Source organism: Pseudomonas sp. v388 (genome assembly GCF_003935425.1).
Taxonomy (GTDB): domain Bacteria; phylum Pseudomonadota; class Gammaproteobacteria; order Pseudomonadales; family Pseudomonadaceae; genus Aquipseudomonas.
This window is the reverse complement of sequence record NZ_RHQN01000002.1, coordinates 565,908-583,353: the sequence shown is the minus strand read 5'-3', so window position 1 is coordinate 583,353 and position 17,446 is coordinate 565,908. Positions and strand designations below refer to the sequence as shown.

Here is a 17,446-nt window from a genome sequence, read left to right as displayed (position 1 = left end):
ATATGGTTAATTTCAGCCGTTTTCAACCAGCAACGCATCGACACGCTGGAAGCCACGCGGCAGTTTATTGCCCCGACGCCCCCGCTCACCCTTGTAATGTTCGAGGTCTTCAGCCTTGAGCGACAGGGTACGCTTACCCGCCTGCAATACCAGCGTTGCGCCTTGAGCGACCACCGCCAGATCGGTTACATACTCTTCCCGACTTGCCACCCGCTCGCCCGGAATACCAATGATCTTGTTGCCCTTGCCTTTGCCCAGCTGCGGCAGATCGCTGATCTTGAACACCAGCAAACGCCCTTCGGTGGTCACCGCGGCCAGCCAGTTCTGCTCGCGGTCGGCGACCGGGCGCGGCTGGATGACCTTGGCCCCGGAAGGCAGGCTCAGCAAAGCCTTGCCGGCCTTGTTCTTGGCTTGCAGGTCTTCGCCCTTGACCACGAAGCCGTAGCCCGCGTCCGACGCGATGACATACAGCGCATCGTCTTCCGGCAACAGTACGCATTCGAACGTCGCACCCGGCGGCGGCTGCAATTTGCCGGTCAGCGGCTCGCCCTGCCCACGCGCGGACGGCAAGGTGTGCGCGGCCACCGAATAACTGCGCCCGGTGGAATCGATGAACACTGCAAACTGGTTGGAGCGGCCGATGGCGGATGTCTTGAATCCGTCTCCAGCTTTGTAGGAAAGCCCGGTGGCGTCGATATCGTGACCTTTCGCGCAACGCACCCAGCCTTTTTCCGACATGACGACGGTTACCGGCTCGGTCGGCATCAGTTCGTTTTCAGACAGAGCCTTGGCCTCGGCGCGCGCCACGATCGGCGAACGGCGATCATCGCCATAGGTTTCGGCGTCGGCGATCAGCTCGGCGCGAACCAGCTTGCGCAGCTTGCTTTCGCTGCCCAGCAGGGCGAGCAGTTTGGCTTGCTCCTTGAGCAGCGCGTCCTGCTCACCGCGCAACTTCATCTCTTCCAGGCGCGCCAGTTGACGCAAGCGGGTGTCGAGGATGTAGTCGGCCTGGATTTCCGACAGCGCGAAGCGCTCGATCAGTTCAGCCTTGGGATGCTCGGCGGTGCGGATGATATGGATGACTTCATCCAGGTTCAGGTAGGCGGTCAGCAAACCTTCCAACAGGTGCAGGCGATGCTCGACCTTGTCGAGACGGAACTGCAGGCGACGGCGAACGGTGCCGATGCGGAATACCAGCCACTCGCTGAGCAGCGCCTTGAGGTTCTTGAGCTGCGGCTTGCCGTCCAGGCCGATGATGTTGATGTTCACCCGGTAGCTGGATTCCAGCTCGGTAGTGGCGAACAAATGCTGCATCAGCTCATCGAGATCGATGCGATTGGAGCGCGGGATGATGACGATGCGGCACGGGTTTTCGTGGTCCGACTCGTCGCGCAGGTCAGCCACCATCGGCAGCTTCTTGGCCTGCATCTGCGCGGCGATCTGCTCCAGCACCTTGGCGCCGGAAACCTGGTGCGGCAGTGCGGTGACCACGATGTCGCCGTCTTCGATGCGGTAGACCGCACGCATGCGTACCGAGCCGCGCCCGGTTTCGTAAATCTTCAGCAGGTCGGCGCGCGGCGTGATGATTTCCGCTTCGGTTGGATAATCCGGACCCTTGATGTGCTCGCAGAGCGCTTCGATGGTCGCCTTCGGCTCGTCGAGCAGATGCACGCAGGCGCCCGCCACTTCCCGCAGGTTGTGCGGCGGAACGTCGGTCGCCATGCCGACCGCGATGCCGGTGGTGCCGTTGAGCAAAATGTTCGGCAGGCGAGCCGGCAATACGGCGGGCTCGTCCAGTGTGCCGTCAAAGTTCGGCACCCAATCGGCCGTGCCCTGGCCCAGTTCGCTGAGCAGCACTTCGGAATATCGGGACAGACGCGCTTCGGTATAACGCATGGCCGCGAACGACTTGGGATCATCCGGCGCACCCCAGTTGCCCTGCCCGTCCACCAGCGTGTAGCGATAGCTGAAGGGCTGGGCCATCAGCACCATGGCTTCGTAGCAGGCCGAGTCGCCGTGGGGGTGGAACTTGCCGAGCACGTCGCCAACGGTACGCGCCGATTTCTTGTGTTTGGCGTCGGCGCCCAGGCCCAGCTCGCTCATGGCGTAGACGATACGACGCTGCACAGGCTTCAAGCCGTCGCCGATATGCGGTAGCGCGCGGTCCATGATGACGTACATGGAATAGTTGAGGTAGGCCTGTTCGGTGAAGTCAGCCAGCGATCGGCGTTCTACGCCATCCAGGCTGAGGTCAAGGGAGTCGCTCATGCGGGCCTCATCATTGCGTTGACTGGCGCAGCAGCAAGGTGCCGCCACGCTGTGTGAATTCGAGTTGTTTCATTGCGCTCATGCCCAGCAGCACTTCATCACCCTGCAGCCCGGGCGCCACCAGGGCGCGCACGTTGTGCAGGACGATATCACCGAGCTGCAGGCGCTCCAGTGTGGTCCGAAAACCCTGGCTGGTGCCGTTGGCGGTGCTGACCATGACCGGCGGACCACGCCGCAGGCCAAGGCTTTGAGCCAGATCGCCCGGGACGGCGACGTCGGTCGCACCGGTATCGATCAAAAATTGCACAGCCCGGCCGTTGATCTGCCCGGAGCTGACGAAATGCCCTTGGCGATTGCCCACCAGTTGCACTTCGATGTAGCCGTCACGGTGCTGCGAGTTCACCACGGTGTTCGGATTCTGCTGTTTGTCTTCCCAGTCGCCAAAGAAACGCGTGGCCAGGAATAACCCGGCCGCCCAAGCAAGGATCATCAACACCTTGCCCGCGCGCCTGCCGGCAACCGGTTGCTCCATTACGGCGCGCTCCAGCCGGCCTTCGGCGCCGCGAAGCGCCAGACCACAGGACGTTTCTCACCATCGGCGCGCGCGCCGAAGTTATTGTCGGTTCCGATCCACGCGCCGGTTTCGTCCACCACTAAAGCCTCGGTCAAGCCATAACGCTGATCGTAGCGGCGCGATGGCTTGGTCGCCTCTGCGCCGAACGACCAGCAGCGCTCCAGCCGACCGGTTTCCAGGGTTCGCCGACAGACGCGATACACCGAACGCTCCAGCGTGAATAACTTGCCGTTGTACAACGACACGTCGGAATAATCGCGCTTGTTCGTCTGGCCGCCCTTTGACGGGGCCGCAGCTTCCTGCGATTCGGCGAGCAGCACGCAACTTTGCCCACAGCGCCAGTCGTCACCTTCGCGACGCACGACCAACAGGCCGCGGTCCTCGCGTTCGGCCGCCAGCCATATGCGTCTTCCGGCCGGGTCCACCGCAATGCCTTCGAAGATGGCGTTGAAGTGGTGCAGCATGCCTTTATCACGCGCCTGGGCGGTCATTTCGTCAGGCAGCGCCAGCCAGCTGGCCACGCCGCTGGCCGGTACTTTCAGCACCGTGCCGTAGGCCTCGCTGACCAGGTAGCGATTGCCCGCCGTGTCGCAACTGATGCCTTCGAAATCCAGGCTGCCGCCGCGCACGACCGAAGACATGTTGGCCAGCGAACGCAGGTTGAGCGGCAGCACGCTTTGCGGCGCAGGCGCCTCGAAGCTCTGGGCTTCGGCGGCCCACACCGTCTGCGCGGTATCGAGGCGATAGAGCACGTTGTCGTCGCGATCGGAAACCGTCCACAAACGACCGTTGCACACCGCCAAACCCGACAGGTTACCGCCGACCATGCCGTCCACCGGATGCTCGGAGACCAGCTTCAGCGTCTCCAGCGGCGCGGCAAAGGCCGGCGTGGCCAGCAGCAACAGGGCCGCCAGCCAGCGTCGCGTCAAACCAGTACCTCGGCGAGGTTGCCTTTGGATTCCAGCCAGCTCTTGCGATCACCGGCACGCTTCTTCGCCAGCAGCATGTCCATCATCTCCGACGTGGCGGCGAAATCGTCCAGGGTCAGTTGCACGAGTCGACGGGTGTTGGGGTCCATCGTGGTTTCGCGCAACTGCGGCGGGTTCATCTCACCCAGGCCCTTGAAGCGGGTGACTTGCGGCTTGCCGCGCTTCTTCTCGGCCACCAGACGGTCGAGAATCCCGTCGCGCTCGCTTTCGTCCAGGGCGTAGTAGATTTCCTTGCCCAGGTCGATGCGGTACAGCGGCGGCATGGCGACGTAGACGTGCCCGGCGTCCACCAGCGGGCGGAAATGCTGGACGAACAGCGCGCAGAGCAGCGTGGCAATGTGCAGGCCGTCGGAGTCGGCGTCGGCGAGAATGCAGATCTTGCCGTAGCGCAGCTGGCTCATGTCCGCCGCGCCCGGATCGACGCCGATGGCGACGGCGATGTTGTGCACTTCCTGGCTGGCGAGCACTTCGCCGCCGTCCACTTCCCAGGTGTTGAGGATCTTGCCGCGCAACGGCAGGATGGCCTGGAATTCCTTGTCCCGCGCCTGCTTGGCCGAGCCGCCGGCAGAGTCACCTTCGACCAGGAACAGCTCGGAGCGCGCCGGGTCCTGTCCTGCGCAGTCGGCCAGCTTGCCCGGCAATGCCGGACCTTGGGTGATGCGCTTGCGCTCGACCTTCTTGCTGGCCTTGAGACGGCGACCGGCGTTGTTGATCGCCAGTTCCGCCAGCTGCATGCCGAGGTCCGAATGGGTGTTGAGCCACAGGCTGAACGCATCCTTGACCACCCCGGAAACGAACGCCGCCGACTCGCGGGACGACAGGCGCTCTTTGGTCTGCCCGGAGAACTGCGGCTCCTGCATCTTGGTCGACAGCACGAACGCAATGCGCTCCCAGACGTCTTCCGGAGCCAGCTTCACACCACGTGGCAGCAAATTGCGGAATTCACAGAACTCGCGCATCGCGTCCAGCAAACCCTGGCGCAAACCGTTGACGTGAGTACCGCCCTGGGCGGTCGGGATCAGGTTGACGTAGCTTTCCTGCACGCTGTCGCCGCCTTCGGGCAGCCACAGCAACGCCCAGTCCACGGCTTCCTTGTTGCCGGCGAAACTGCCGCAGAACGGCTCGTCCGGCAGGCGCAGGAAATCGCTGACCGAATCCTGCAAGTAAGAACGCAGACCGTCTTCGTAATGCCACTCGACCTTTTCGCCGGTGGACTTGTCTTCGAAGCTGACCGACAGGCCGGGGCACAACACGGCCTTGGCCTTGAGCACATGCTTGAGGCGGCTGACCGAGAATTTAGGGCTGTCGAAATACTTGGGGTCCGGCGCGAAGTACACGCTGGTGCCGGTGTTGCGCTTGCCGACGGTGCCGACCACGGACAGGTCCGAGGCCTTGAAACCGTCGGCGAAAGTCATTTCGTACTCGTTGCCGTCGCGCTTGACACGCACCCGAACCTGGGTTGAAAGCGCGTTGACGACGGAAATCCCCACGCCGTGAAGGCCGCCGGAGAACTGGTAGTTCTTGTTGGAGAACTTGCCGCCCGCATGCAGCTTGGTGAGGATCAGCTCGACCCCGGACACGCCTTCTTCGGGGTGAATGTCCACCGGCATGCCGCGGCCGTCGTCGGCCACTTCCAGGGAGTTGTCGGCATGAAGGATGACCTGCACCGAGCGGGCGTGCCCTGCCAGGGCTTCGTCGACACTGTTGTCGATGACTTCCTGGGCCAGGTGGTTGGGCCGCGAGGTGTCGGTGTACATGCCCGGACGTTTGCGAACCGGATCGAGGCCCGAGAGGACTTCGATGGCGTCTGCGTTATAAGAGCTAGCGCTGGGATTGGCCATGGGTTCTCGTATCAATCGTTCATGAATTTTCGGGAGTTCAATGTTCTTGCATTCATATGACCGGGCGTCGGTCACTTACAGCGCTGACAGATCCACATCCTGCAACAGAGTCGGGGCAAACCCGGCGAAGCTCAGCAGTGCCGGAATCTGCGCGGCGAAGCCCTGGTAGCTGTGATCGCCACCCGCCTGAATACGCAAGGCACAACTGCGGTAGAACCGCTCGGCACGGCGGTAGTCAAGGGTTTCATCGCCGGTCTGCAGCCATACCTGATAACGCGCCGGGTCCTGCGGGGCAGGCACTTCCAGTTCGCCCAGGGCGTGGATGTGATCGTGGGTCAATTCCCAGCACTCACCGGTGTAGAGGTTCTGCTGAGTCCCGAGGAAACCGTCGAACAGCTGGTGCGGGTTGACCGCCGGGTTGATCAGCACTGCCTTGAGGCCGTGGCGCTGCGCCAAGTGTGTCGCATAGTAGCCGCCGAGCGAGCTGCCGACCAGCAAAGGCCGCCCGAGCGCCTGGATTGCCTCGTCGAGCTGCTGCATCGCCTGGCGCGGATGGTGGTGCAACTCCGGAACCCGCAATTGCTCGCCCATGCCCAGTGACGTCATCACGGCGGACAGCTGCCGGGCTTTCATCGAGCGAGCCGAGCTGTTCAGGCCATGAATATAGAGCAGTGTGGGTGCGTCACCGGTCACGCGTGTTCTCCTGGAGCCCAGAGCAAAGCCGCGTAGTTTACAGGGACTAACGGCTCATGACTTCAACGGAAACAAATCGACGTGAGCCATTCAGTAACCGGCGCCGCCGTAGTCGGCCTCGAATGTCATGCCCTGAACGCGGGAAACGCCGGTTTCCAGGCATCCGTCATCATGCAGCCGCAACCAGCGATAGCCCGGCGCGGTGGTATCGAGCTTGAAATCGATGCTGCCCGGCGCGAACTGGATGCAAGTCGACGGTGAAGCCAGCAGCCTGACGCCGTTGCGCAGCTGGTCGAACTCCTGATGCACATGCCCCCAAAGCACGCCACGCACCTGTGGATACTTATCGAGCACGGCAAACAGCGCTTCGGCATTGCGCAGGCCGATGGGCTCCATCCATTCGCAGCCGATGCTGACCGGATGATGGTGCAGGCTGACCAGATGGTGCCGGTTCGGCGCCTGGCTGAGGGACTTTTCCAGCAATTCCAGCTGCGCCGGCTCCAGGAAGCCGGGTACCGAACCGGGAACTGCCGAATCCAGCAGCGTGATCCGCCAATGGCCGGTATCGATGATCGGCTCAAGCAGACCGCCTCGTCTCGCAACCTGCTCCATCTGCGGCAGTTCGTCATGATTGCCGGGAAACCAGCGCACCGGCGCCGCGATTCGTCCACTGAGCGTGCGGAAGGCTTCATAGGATTCCACGCTGCCGTCCTGGGAAATATCGCCGCTGGCGATGATGAAATCGATGGCCGGCTGCTCGGCCAAAACCACATCGATCACCTTGGCAAGGCTTTCGCGCGTGTTCATGCCCAGCAGCGTGCCGTCCGCCTCGGCGAACAAATGACTGTCGGACAGCTGGACCAGCAAGACTGAAGATGAAGGGGCTGCGCTGGACAAGGCCATCTCCTGGGTAGGATTCAGCGGGGATTATGTGATGGGAACCGAAGCGGGTAAACCGCAATATGGGCCTGGATGTGCGTTCAAGAGCACACTTCGGTACTTTCGTCGCCGCTGTCGCTCGATGGTGATGAAGACAACCCTATCGAAAGCGTCAGCCCTGCATTCGAATACTCTGGAAGTATCTCCTTTGCTCTCGGTGAGATAGATCCAGCCGGTACGAACTATGCGCTCACCTTTTGGCCCACGGACCAGTACGTCGACCTCAAGGACTTCGCCAAGCCCAGGCGCCGAAGAGAAAACCCTCCCCAAAAGCAACGCCGACGTAATACGTATTAGCTAGTACACCTCGCTCTGCCTGAGCGGCTTTCAGTTCATTGGCCTGATCCCGTTCTGCAGCGAGTATCTGGTCCAACATTTTTCGAAGCTCGGAGCGACGAGCATTGACTTGCTTTTTAGGATCGAACTGCGGAGCAAGCTGAATACGATGGGATAAACCGCTTATGACTTGACTCAGAAAACCCTTGGAATCAAGCGTCCCGCGAATAACGCCGCCATCGCCTTGCGTAAGCGCCCAATCACAGCCTGCAAGGTATTCGCCGTTGCTCCAGCAGAAACGGACCCCGACCAGGCAGCGCTCTTCAGGCTCGGGTCGAACTACTATTCTGGGCGGCGGGCTCTCCCAGCTATAAACAGGCGGTTTAGCCTTGACTGGCTTGGCAGGTGGCTGATTGCACAGCCCCGGAGTGGGCGAGTAGTTGCCCCTGGAATCGTAAACGCCCACAACCACGAACTCCCTGTATTACCTGCTGCGCGTCCATGCGCTTCAGCAACTAAATATGTGCCGTGTATGGCACGACAAGGAGAGCGAGTTTAGAGAATGGTGCAGCCAGGTCGAGCTGAAATCGGTTTCAAACTATTTAGAAAAGTATCTAGCTATTACGTGATCTACGAACTCGTTAACGGGCGCCTGCTACCCGACGCCAGGCGCGAAGTTTGTATCGGCCCACCAGCCCTCCCAGCAGCACACCTACAAACCCCGCATTGAAGAGATAGACGAGACCTTCTTCATAATTCATTCCAGGCCAAAGAATGAATATAACAAAATAGATCGATATAAAGCCCAACCACAATCCCGCTAGACAGAGCATCACGAAGCCAAATGAGAAAAAGTAAGCGAATAGTCCGCCAGCCAGTAACGCCGACCACATTATCAAATAAACATCAACATCCATGGGCGGCACTCGAGCCCACCCAATCATTACACAAATTAAAACGACCGAGATCAGGCCTCCAGCCGCGGCAGCCAAAGCCAATTTTACGAGACCCAGGACAATATTCATCGCCAACCAATCGGACAATTTATAAAAGAGAAATCATTGATGCCGCCAGCCTTAAAAATTTCTTCGACGTAGGATACGCAGTTATTGGGAACCCCTAGCCAGACCCAAGGCTTCAGACTTAGCTCCTCAAGTTTTCGCTGAGCCCCTTGTGGATTGGGCATCGTCACTTTACGACGAAACAACTCTCTCTTTGCGCCCTCGCGCTTGTAGCGATCGTAGCCTTCATCATTCATATACCATGGCCTCTCGACCCAACCCAGGATATGAAAATAATAACTACCCGCTTTCATCAGTGCGTGCCCACAGACATTAATCCCATCACCACTGACAACCACAAGCCAAGTGTCACTCCAATTGAACGGAACCACCCTGCAGATTTCCAACTTCTCACCCAGATAAACCATACACGACTAGCCAATGCCTGAAGAACACTTCAGGCAAACTAGCACAAGAGAAAAACTTAAACAGTTAACAACACGGCTAAATATTTATTTTCGGAAGCTTCTTACACCCAGCACATGACACTTCCCACGCCTTTACCCACGCGACAAAAATAGAAGGAGGCGTAAAGCATAAACTCTATGGCGCCAAGCCGTGAAAGACAGGTGTGCTCTTGATCCCCGCACAAGCCCGGAGTGTGGCTACCCTTCTCACCTCACCACTTCAAACTCATGCCCACACGCCAGGCAGTGGCTCAGCCACTCCCCCAAAAACACATTCAACTGTGCTTTTTCGTCAGGCTGGTGCATATCGGCATTGGGATACGGATAAATCCCCCGGAACCGACGGGCATGTTCGGCGCCGATGACTTCGGCCATGCGGGCGTCGTGGTAGACCTGCACTTCCAGGCTCGGGACCGGCAGCCAGGGCAGGCTGTGCTCCTGGCGGACTTGCAGGGTGGTGGTGTACGGGCAATCGAGCAGGACTTCGACTGCCAGCACGCCCAGCATCTGGTCACCCTGGGTAACGGCCACTCGACGGGAGCGCTGTGCGTTGCGCATGTCGGGCAGCAAACGCATCAAGCGCGCGTAGTTGGCTTCGCAGGCAGCTTGCAGCCCGGCGAGGTCGACACGGTAGCGCTCGCGCAATAGGTTCACGACCATAACCCCCTTATTTCAGTGCGATTCAATGCCAGCCATTGCATGGCGATAATGGTTGCAGCGTTCATGATGCGACCGTCGGCAACGGCCTGCATGGCGTCGTCGAACGACCAGACTGTGACGCGGATGTCTTCGCCTTCCGACTCAAGACCGTGTATTCCGCCAGCACCCTGGCTGCTGCATTGCCCCAGGAACAGGTGAACGAATTCATCGCTGCCACCCGGTGACGGAAAGTACTTGGTGATCGGCCAGAGCGCGCTGAAGGTCAATCCAGCTTCCTCTTCCGCTTCACGATGAGCAACTTCTTCCGGCTCCTCTTCCTTGTCGATCAGGCCGGCGACCATCTCGATCAACCATGGGTTGCCGGTCTTTTCCAGCGCGCCGACACGGAACTGTTCAATCAGTACCACCTCGTCGCGCCTGGCGTCATAGGGCAGGACGCATACCGCATCGTGGCGCACGAAAAGCTCGCGGCTGATCTCCCTGCCCATGCCGCCTTCGAACAATTCGTGACGCAGGAACAGTTTGTCCAGTCTATAGAAGCCTTGGAAGCAGTTTTCGCGTCGGCTGATCTCGAACGCCGTCGGAACGGATCGGGTGGTTTGGGTCATGGATATCTCGCTTGCTGCCGTGTTTGGCTTTGGACCATCCTAACGCGCATCGGCACCCGGATGCAGCCCCCATGAGATGCAGGTTAGACGCCTATGGCGTAAAACAAATCCAATCCGCCAAGTGGCGAACCGAAGTCATGATTTGCAGTCCAACCAGCCTGCATGCGTGCAACGCAACCGCTATTACAGACACCGCAAAGGATCAACATGTCGTTATTGAGGATCACTTCACTGGTTTGCCTGGCCCTGGTGCTCGGCGCCTGCCAAAGCCTCTTCACACCCAACATGCGCTCTCCGCTGCAAGTCGAACGTGACGCTTCCGAGCTGATCAAGCCGGGCTGCACCACGGCCGACTGCCCGTTGGTGAACATCGATACCGTGCATTTCCCGACCGAGCAGAAGCTGGATGCTATCGTCCAGAGAACCCTGTTGCAGCTGACCCGCACCGATTCGGATGCGCCGCTGCCGGCTTCCCTCAAGGATTATCAGGAGCAGTTCCTCAGCCGCGCCCAAGGCCGCAACAGCAGCTACCTGCAAGCCAAGGTCCGCGAGCAGCATGACGGAATCGTGGTGATCGAGCTGTCGAGCTATCTGGACAACGGCGGCGCCCATGGCAATCCGGGCCGCGCGTTCATCAACTATTCGCGCCAGCAGCAGAAAGTCCTGACCCTGGCCGACATGGTCGTGCCGGGCAAGGAAAACGAATTCTGGCAGAAAGCCGAACTGGCCCACATGGGCTGGCTGGCCTCGACGGGCATGAACAAGGACACCGAGTTCATGCAGACCTGGCCGTTCAAACGCACGCCCAACATTGCCCTGACCTACGGCGCGGTGATCCTCAAGTACCCGGTGGTGACCATCGCGCCATACTCGATGGGCCACATCGAATTGAAGATTCCCTATCCGCAGCTCAATGGCGTACTCAAGCCGGAACTGTTCCCCGGTCGCGGTTGATTCTTCTGGCAAGAGCGCCGTCCGGGCGCCCTGCCATTCCCCGCTTCAGACCTTCTTGTACAACTGGCTGCCTTCCTGTTTGAAGCGTTCGGCCTGTTCCGCCAGCCCCTGCGCAACGTCCACATCCACCGCGTCGATGCGCTGATTGGCCGCGTACTCGCGGACTTCCTGGGTAATCTTCATCGAGCAGAACTTCGGCCCGCACATGGAGCAGAAGTGCGCGACCTTGGCCGAATCCTTGGGCAGGGTTTCGTCGTGATAGGAGCGCGCGGTGTCCGGGTCCAGGCCAAGGTTGAACTGATCTTCCCAGCGGAATTCAAAGCGCGCCTTGCTCAAGGCGTTATCGCGAATCTGTGCGCCGGGATGACCTTTGGCCAGGTCCGCCGCGTGTGCGGCGATCTTGTAGGTGATGATCCCGGTCTTCACGTCATCCTTGTTCGGCAGGCCCAAGTGCTCTTTGGGGGTGACGTAGCAGAGCATGGCGCAACCGAACCAGCCGATCATCGCCGCACCAATGCCTGAGGTGATGTGGTCATAACCTGGCGCGATATCCGTGGTCAGCGGGCCAAGGGTGTAGAACGGCGCTTCGTCGCAGCACTCCAGCTGCTTGTCCATGTTCTCCTTGATCAACTGCATCGGCACGTGGCCCGGGCCTTCGATCATGGTTTGCACGTCATGCTTCCAGGCGATCTTGGTCAGCTCGCCCAGGGTTTCCAGCTCGCCGAATTGCGCGGCGTCGTTGGCGTCGGCAATCGAACCCGGACGCAGGCCATCGCCCAGCGAGAAGCTGACGTCGTAGGCCTTCATGATTTCGCAGATGTCTTCGAAATGGGTGTAGAGGAAGTTTTCCTTGTGATGCGCCAGGCACCACTTGGCCATGATCGAACCACCGCGGCTGACGATCCCGGTGACGCGCCTGGCCGTCAGCGGCACATAACGCAGCAGCACGCCGGCGTGGATGGTGAAGTAATCGACGCCCTGCTCGGCCTGTTCGATCAACGTGTCGCGAAACAGCTCCCAGGTCAGGTCTTCGGCTGCACCGCCGACTTTTTCCAGTGCCTGATAGATCGGCACCGTGCCAATCGGCACCGGCGAGTTGCGGATGATCCATTCGCGGGTTTCATGGATATGCTTGCCGGTGGACAAGTCCATCACCGTATCCGAACCCCAGCGAATACCCCAGGTCAGCTTGGCGACTTCTTCTTCGATCGAAGACCCCAAGGCGCTGTTGCCGATGTTGCCGTTGATCTTCACCAGGAAGTTGCGACCGATGATCATCGGTTCCAGCTCGACGTGGTTGATGTTGGCCGGGATGATCGCCCGACCGCGAGCGATTTCCTCGCGCACGAATTCAGGGGTGATTTCCTTGGGAATACTGGCGCCGAAGCTGTGCCCGGCATGCTGCTGGGTGAGCAAGCCGGCGGCGCGGGCTTCCTGGAGCTTCATGTTTTCGCGGATGGCGACGTATTCCATCTCGGCGGTGATGATGCCTTTGCGCGCGTAGTGCATCTGGCTGACGTTGGCGCCCGCCTTGGCCCGGCGCGGATTGCGCACGTGGGCGAAACGCAGCGCGGTGAGCTCGGCATCGTTCAGACGCTGCTGCCCGAAGTTCGAACTCAGGCCCGCCAGGCGCTCGGTGTCGCCGCGCGAGTCGATCCACGGCGAGCGCACATCGGCCAGGCCTTTGCGCACATCAATGATGACTTTCGGGTCGGTATACGGGCCGGAAGTGTCGTAGACGGTCACCGGGGCGTTGATTTCACCGCCGAAGTCGGTCGGCGTCACATCCAGGGTGATTTCACGCATCGGCACCAGGATGTCCGGGCGCGAACCCTGAACGTAGATTTTCTGCGAGCGGGTAAACGGTTGTACCGATCCCGAATCGACCTGGGCCGACTCACTCAAGTGCGGTGCGTTTTTTGGTTTTGTACTCATCACGGTCTCTCCAGACATCCAGCAGCGGATTGATTGTCGGAGTGACCTGATCGGGACGGACGGGTGCACTGGTGCCAGTGCTGAATATCGAAGGCGTGAAGCTGTTCATTTTTTGAACAATCGACCCCGGACGATACTCAAGAGGACTCGCCGGGAGACGAGAAATCTTGTTCCCTACGCAGGCGCTAACCTGATCAGGTTCAACGGGATCCGGTTTAACCGATCTCAGCCTCATAGCAAGGCACCCCGACAAGAACGTCGCCAGTCTATGATGGGCGGCGCACGGAACGCCAGCGCAATTGCACAGGTCTGGATAGATGGCCGAAATGGCGCTTTGTCGCACCCGGCGTCTGGCTCTACACTCGCTAACCGGTTTTACACCGACCCGCGATCAATTTCATGAACAGGGAATGCCTCATGCTGCGCAAACTTTCGTTGGTCATTGCCGTCTCGCTCGCAGGCGGTGAACTGGCCCTGGCAGCGGATCTTCCACCCCCGACCCAGACCGGCCTGGTGAGCGTCTATCAACAGGCCGTGGACAACAACGCCGACCTGGCCGCAGCGCGCGCCGATTACCAGGCCCGCAAGGAAGGCGTGCCGCAGGCCCGCTCCGGGCTGCTGCCCAATCTGTCGGCGGGCGCGCAGACCAACAACACCCGCGTCAGCATCGATCAGCCGCGCGCTACCATCAGCCGCAGCGGCACGGTGTATCAGGCGACCTTGAGCCAGCCGATCTTCCGCGCCGACCGCTGGTTTCAGTTGCAAGCCGCCGAGGCCGTGAACGAGCAGGCCGCGCTGGAGCTGTCCGCCACCGAGCAGAACCTGATCCTGCAATCGGCGCAAAGCTACTTTGCGGTGCTGCGCGCCCAGGACAACCTGGCGTCGACCAAGGCTGAGGAAGCCGCCTTCAGACGCCAACTGGATCAGGCCAACGAACGCTTCAATGTCGGTCTGTCCGACAAGACCGACGTGCTGCAGGCCCAGGCCAGTCACGACACCTCGCGGGCCAACCGGATCATCGCTCAGCGCCAGGTCGATGACGCCTTTCAGGCGTTGGTGACACTGACTAACCGCGAGTACAACTCGATTGAAGGCATCGTCCACACCTTGCCGGTACTGGCGCCGACGCCTAATGACGCCAAGGCGTGGGTCGACACCGCCGCCCGGCAGAACCTGAACCTGCTGGCGAGCAATTACGCTGTCGATGCTGCCCAGGAAACCGTGCGCCAGCGCAAGGCCGGGCATGCTCCGACCGTGGATGCCGTCGCCACCTACCAGCGCGGTGACAACGACGCGATGGATTTCAGCAACCCCAACTACACCGGGCAGAACTACAGCGGCGATGTGGAGCAACGCACGATCGGCGTGCAGCTGAACATTCCGCTCTATAGCGGCGGCCTCACCAGTTCCCAGGTGCGTGAGGCTTATGCTCGTTTGAATCAGAGTGAACAGCGCCGCGAGAGTCTGCGCCGGCAAGTGGTGGAAGACACCCGCAACCTGCATCGCGCGGTCAATACCGATGTGGAGCAGGTGCAGGCGCGCAAGCAGTCGATCATTTCCAACCAGAGCGCGCTGGAAGCCACGGAAATCGGTTACCAGGTGGGCACGCGCAATATCGTCGACGTGCTGGATGCGCAGCGTCAGCTGTATGCGTCGGTGCGCGATTACAACAACACCCGCTATGACTACATCATCGACAACCTGCGCCTGAAGCAAGCGGCCGGCACGCTGAATCCGGGTGATTTGCAGGATCTGGCGCGCTATCTGAAATCGGATTACAACCCCGACAAGGACTTCCTGCCGCCGGATCTGGCGGCGCAAGCCCGGAAGAATTTCGAAAGGCCCGCGCGCTGAGCCAACACCTGTAGGAGCGAGCTTGCTCGCCAAGGCATCGTGTCAGGCGCCACATCGGCTGGGCATGTACCACCCTATTGGCAGACAGGCGCGCCTACAGCCTGCTCAGGCCGGCAATCAGATCCAGCAACCGCTGCAAGGCCCCCTGATTGGCTTTCATCACGCTCAATCCGGACTCGGCCATGGCTTTGGCATGCTGTGGCTGGTCGAACAGGCGTTGCACGGCTGTGGCCAGTTCCGTGGCATCGCTCACTGTCTCCAGCGCGCCGGCGTTGCGCAGCATGGCGGCGATTTCCAGGAAGTTGAACAGGTGCGGACCGCTCAACACCGGCTTGGCCAGCGCCGCAGGCTCCAGCAGGTTGTGGCCGCCGTTGGGCACCAGGCTGCCGCCGACAAGGGCCACGTCGGCCAGCGCATATAGAAACAGCAATTCCCCCATCGTGTCGCCCAGCATCACCGAATCCGTGGCGGTAACCGTCTGCCCGGTCGAGCGCCGGACGGTTGCGAATCCCTGCTGCTGACACAGCTCGTGGACGCTGTTGAACCGCTCGGGATGGCGCGGCACCAGAATCAGCAAGGCATCCGGGTGACTGACCATCAATTGCCGATGCGCGGCCAGCACACTCTCGTCCTCACCCGCATGCGTGCTGGCCGCGATCCACACGGGTCGCTCCGTGGCCTGCCACCGCTCGCGCAACCGCGCCGCGTCGTCCAGCAGTCGAGGGTCAATGCTCAAGTCGAACTTGATCGAACCGGTCACCGTCACGCACTCGGGTCGTGCACCCAGGTCGCGAAAGCGCTGGGCTTCGGCTTCGGTCTGCACCGCAAAGCCGCTCATTTCAGCCAGCATCGGACGGGTCAGCCTGGTGAAACGCCCGTAACCCCGCGCCGAACGCTCTGAAAGCCGGGCGTTGGCGAGCAGCACCGGAATGCCGCGCCTGGCGCACTGGTGAATATGGTTGGGCCACAACTCGGTCTCCATGATGATTCCGAGGCGAGGCCGCACATGGTCGAGAAAACGGCCTGCGGCCCACGGCAAGTCGTAGGGCAGGTAGCAATGCTGGATGCGCGGTTCATCGGCGAACATCGCGTTGATTCGCTCTGAACCCGTCGGCGTCATGCAGGTGACCGTGATCGGCGCATCGGGATACTGCTTGAGCAATGCCCGGATCATCGGCGCGGCGGCGATACTTTCACCCACCGACACCGCATGCACCCAGATCCCGTCGCGGCGCATGCTCGGCAGGCCCATGGCGAAACGCTCACCGATCCGCTGACGGTACGCCGGAGCCTTGCGCGCACGTAACCAGAGACGCAGGGCAACCAGTGGCAAACCCAGGTGAAACAGCAAGGTGTAGAGAGTTCTATTCATGGGCGCGAAGTCTACAAGGAACCGTACCAAAAAGTTATGCACACCACCGCGCTGAGCTAACCAATGGCCTGCAAATGAACGGCGAAACGTTCGGCCAGCCATTGCGCGGCCGGGCCTAGAGGTTCATCACGGCGCCAGGCCATTTCCACCACCAGTGCCGGTGGCCGCCAGTCGCAGGCCAGTTCGATCATCTGCGTCTGATAGGTCGGGTACTGCACTACGTGCCGCGGCAGCCATGCCCAGCCCAGGCCGCGCATCAGCAGCTCGGCTCCTGCGTAGAAACTGTCCGCACGCCATACCTGCGGGCTGATCGCTTCGCCGCCGGGATAATCGCTTTGTTGCGGGGTGATCAGCAATTGCCGGTGGCGTGCCAGCTGTTGCCGGGTTACCCGGCCCACGCCCGCCAGCGGATGGCCGACGGCACAGACGGTGACCATTTCCACGCTGCCCAGCGCACTGCGCTCCAGCGACTCGGGAATCCGCTCATGGTGAAAGAACAGTCCCAGGTCTGCCTTGCGTTCCTCCAGCCTGCGCGCCACATCGCCCTGGGCGGCGCTGGCCAGCTGGACTTGCAGATAGGGAAAGCGGCTGGCCAGTTCATCCAGACTGTCGATGACCGGCTGATACGGCATGGCCTCGTCCTGCGCCACGCGTAACAAGGGTTCCTGCCCGCGCATCAGGGCCAGAGCCCGACCGTCCAGGCGCTCGCATTGGCGTAACAGCTCGCGGGCATCTTCGAGCAACGCGGCTCCGCTCTCGGTGAGGCGCGGCTGGCGACCGCTGCTGCGCTCGAAGAGCGTGACACCCAGGTCCGCCTCCAGCAGAGCAATCGCGTTGCTGACGGCGGACTGGGCCTTGTGCTGCTCACGCGCCACGGCGGAAAACGACCGCAGTTCCGCAACCCGGAGGAACAGGCGCAACTGCTCCAGACTCCAACGCTCCATGGCTTACCTATCTGCAAAAAGGATAGGTAATGACTTTACCCCATCCCGACATTCTCTAGAATGCCCGCCTC

The 17,446-nt window shown here is 60.9% G+C and carries 16 protein-coding genes and 1 riboswitch; of the genes, 2 read left to right on the top strand and 14 right to left on the bottom strand.

Annotated features, from left to right (window positions below; all coding sequences use genetic code 11):
• Window positions 1-12: 12 nt before the first annotated feature.
• The 11 genes from parC to EGJ27_RS06710 form a co-directional block, all read right to left on the bottom strand.
• Window positions 13-2,268, bottom strand: a complete 2,256-nt coding sequence (gene parC, locus EGJ27_RS06760; RefSeq protein WP_125829960.1) for a DNA topoisomerase IV subunit A — start codon at window positions 2,266-2,268, stop codon at window positions 13-15.
• 10 nt (window positions 2,269-2,278) lie between these two features.
• Window positions 2,279-2,800 (bottom strand): TIGR02281 family clan AA aspartic protease, encoded by a 522-nt coding sequence (locus EGJ27_RS06755; protein ID WP_125829959.1) that lies wholly within the window; start codon window positions 2,798-2,800, stop codon window positions 2,279-2,281.
• Entirely contained in the window at window positions 2,800-3,771 is a 972-nt protein-coding gene (locus EGJ27_RS06750) for an esterase-like activity of phytase family protein (protein ID WP_256672687.1), read from the bottom strand. The genes EGJ27_RS06755 and EGJ27_RS06750 overlap by 1 nt, the downstream gene beginning before the upstream one ends.
• The gene (gene parE / locus EGJ27_RS06745; protein WP_125829958.1) at window positions 3,768-5,672 is read right to left on the bottom strand and encodes a DNA topoisomerase IV subunit B; all 1,905 of its coding nucleotides are present in this window, start codon (window positions 5,670-5,672) and stop codon (window positions 3,768-3,770) included. Before parE ends, EGJ27_RS06750 begins: the two co-directional genes overlap by 4 nt.
• A gap of 75 nt (window positions 5,673-5,747) precedes the next feature.
• Window positions 5,748-6,365 carry a YqiA/YcfP family alpha/beta fold hydrolase gene (locus EGJ27_RS06740; RefSeq protein ID WP_125829957.1) on the bottom strand — a complete coding sequence of 206 codons (618 nt, stop codon included), beginning with the start codon at window positions 6,363-6,365 and terminating at the stop codon, window positions 5,748-5,750.
• 90 nt (window positions 6,366-6,455) lie between these two features.
• Window positions 6,456-7,268 carry a 3',5'-cyclic-AMP phosphodiesterase gene (gene cpdA, locus EGJ27_RS06735; RefSeq protein ID WP_125829956.1) on the bottom strand — a complete coding sequence of 271 codons (813 nt, stop codon included), beginning with the start codon at window positions 7,266-7,268 and terminating at the stop codon, window positions 6,456-6,458.
• A 259-nt stretch (window positions 7,269-7,527) separates the two neighbouring features.
• Window positions 7,528-8,046, bottom strand: coding sequence for a hypothetical protein (locus EGJ27_RS06730; RefSeq protein WP_125829955.1), 519 nt, complete (start codon window positions 8,044-8,046; stop codon window positions 7,528-7,530).
• 175 nt (window positions 8,047-8,221) lie between these two features.
• Window positions 8,222-8,605: a hypothetical protein gene (locus tag EGJ27_RS06725; RefSeq protein WP_125829954.1), complete on the bottom strand. Its 384-nt coding sequence runs from the start codon at window positions 8,603-8,605 to the stop codon at window positions 8,222-8,224.
• The gene (locus EGJ27_RS06720; RefSeq protein ID WP_125829953.1) at window positions 8,602-9,009 is read right to left on the bottom strand and encodes a hypothetical protein; all 408 of its coding nucleotides are present in this window, start codon (window positions 9,007-9,009) and stop codon (window positions 8,602-8,604) included. The genes EGJ27_RS06725 and EGJ27_RS06720 overlap by 4 nt, the downstream gene beginning before the upstream one ends.
• 246 nt (window positions 9,010-9,255) lie before the next feature.
• Window positions 9,256-9,708: a DUF1249 domain-containing protein gene (locus tag EGJ27_RS06715; protein WP_125829952.1), complete on the bottom strand. Its 453-nt coding sequence runs from the start codon at window positions 9,706-9,708 to the stop codon at window positions 9,256-9,258.
• Window positions 9,699-10,316 carry an NUDIX domain-containing protein gene (locus tag EGJ27_RS06710; RefSeq protein ID WP_125829951.1) on the bottom strand — a complete coding sequence of 206 codons (618 nt, stop codon included), beginning with the start codon at window positions 10,314-10,316 and terminating at the stop codon, window positions 9,699-9,701. The genes EGJ27_RS06715 and EGJ27_RS06710 overlap by 10 nt, the downstream gene beginning before the upstream one ends.
• A gap of 207 nt (window positions 10,317-10,523) precedes the next feature.
• On the opposite strand from EGJ27_RS06710, the gene EGJ27_RS06700 reads away from it, so the two are divergent.
• Window positions 10,524-11,270 carry an RsiV family protein gene (locus EGJ27_RS06700; RefSeq protein WP_125829949.1) on the top strand — a complete coding sequence of 249 codons (747 nt, stop codon included), beginning with the start codon at window positions 10,524-10,526 and terminating at the stop codon, window positions 11,268-11,270.
• A 45-nt stretch (window positions 11,271-11,315) separates the two neighbouring features.
• On the opposite strand, the gene thiC is transcribed toward EGJ27_RS06700, so the two are convergent.
• The gene (gene thiC / locus EGJ27_RS06695; RefSeq protein ID WP_125829948.1) at window positions 11,316-13,205 is read right to left on the bottom strand and encodes a phosphomethylpyrimidine synthase ThiC; all 1,890 of its coding nucleotides are present in this window, start codon (window positions 13,203-13,205) and stop codon (window positions 11,316-11,318) included.
• 154 nt (window positions 13,206-13,359) lie between these two features.
• A riboswitch (TPP riboswitch) is annotated at window positions 13,360-13,464 on the bottom strand.
• 158 nt (window positions 13,465-13,622) lie between these two features.
• Between thiC and EGJ27_RS06690 the strand changes: the two genes are divergently transcribed.
• On the top strand, window positions 13,623-15,059 hold the full coding sequence (locus EGJ27_RS06690; RefSeq protein WP_125829947.1) for a TolC family outer membrane protein: 1,437 nt from the start codon (window positions 13,623-13,625) through the stop codon (window positions 15,057-15,059).
• 94 nt (window positions 15,060-15,153) lie between these two features.
• Here the strand turns inward: EGJ27_RS06690 and waaA are convergent, their stop codons facing one another.
• Window positions 15,154-16,431 (bottom strand): lipid IV(A) 3-deoxy-D-manno-octulosonic acid transferase, encoded by a 1,278-nt coding sequence (waaA, locus tag EGJ27_RS06685; RefSeq protein WP_125829946.1) that lies wholly within the window; start codon window positions 16,429-16,431, stop codon window positions 15,154-15,156.
• A 56-nt stretch (window positions 16,432-16,487) separates the two neighbouring features.
• Window positions 16,488-17,375, bottom strand: coding sequence for a LysR family transcriptional regulator (locus tag EGJ27_RS06680; RefSeq protein ID WP_125829945.1), 888 nt, complete (start codon window positions 17,373-17,375; stop codon window positions 16,488-16,490).
• Window positions 17,376-17,446 lie beyond the last annotated feature (71 nt).

Excerpts from the sequence above, each read along its gene's own strand:
- parC (WP_125829960.1), bottom strand. The coding sequence starts at position 2,268 with ATGAGCGACTCCCTTGACCTCAGCCTGGATGGCGTAGAACGCCGATCG.
- EGJ27_RS06755 (WP_125829959.1), bottom strand. The coding sequence starts at position 2,800 with ATGGAGCAACCGGTTGCCGGCAGGCGCGCGGGCAAGGTGTTGATGATC.
- parE (WP_125829958.1), bottom strand. The coding sequence starts at position 5,672 with ATGGCCAATCCCAGCGCTAGCTCTTATAACGCAGACGCCATCGAAGTC.
- cpdA (WP_125829956.1), bottom strand. The coding sequence starts at position 7,268 with ATGGCCTTGTCCAGCGCAGCCCCTTCATCTTCAGTCTTGCTGGTCCAG.
- EGJ27_RS06725 (WP_125829954.1), bottom strand. The coding sequence starts at position 8,605 with ATGAATATTGTCCTGGGTCTCGTAAAATTGGCTTTGGCTGCCGCGGCT.
- EGJ27_RS06720 (WP_125829953.1), bottom strand. The coding sequence starts at position 9,009 with ATGGTTTATCTGGGTGAGAAGTTGGAAATCTGCAGGGTGGTTCCGTTC.
- EGJ27_RS06715 (WP_125829952.1), bottom strand. The coding sequence starts at position 9,708 with ATGGTCGTGAACCTATTGCGCGAGCGCTACCGTGTCGACCTCGCCGGG.
- EGJ27_RS06710 (WP_125829951.1), bottom strand. The coding sequence starts at position 10,316 with ATGACCCAAACCACCCGATCCGTTCCGACGGCGTTCGAGATCAGCCGA.
- EGJ27_RS06700 (WP_125829949.1), top strand. The coding sequence starts at position 10,524 with ATGTCGTTATTGAGGATCACTTCACTGGTTTGCCTGGCCCTGGTGCTC.
- thiC (WP_125829948.1), bottom strand. The coding sequence starts at position 13,205 with ATGAGTACAAAACCAAAAAACGCACCGCACTTGAGTGAGTCGGCCCAG.
- EGJ27_RS06690 (WP_125829947.1), top strand. The coding sequence starts at position 13,623 with ATGCTGCGCAAACTTTCGTTGGTCATTGCCGTCTCGCTCGCAGGCGGT.
- waaA (WP_125829946.1), bottom strand. The coding sequence starts at position 16,431 with ATGAATAGAACTCTCTACACCTTGCTGTTTCACCTGGGTTTGCCACTG.
- EGJ27_RS06680 (WP_125829945.1), bottom strand. The coding sequence starts at position 17,375 with ATGGAGCGTTGGAGTCTGGAGCAGTTGCGCCTGTTCCTCCGGGTTGCG.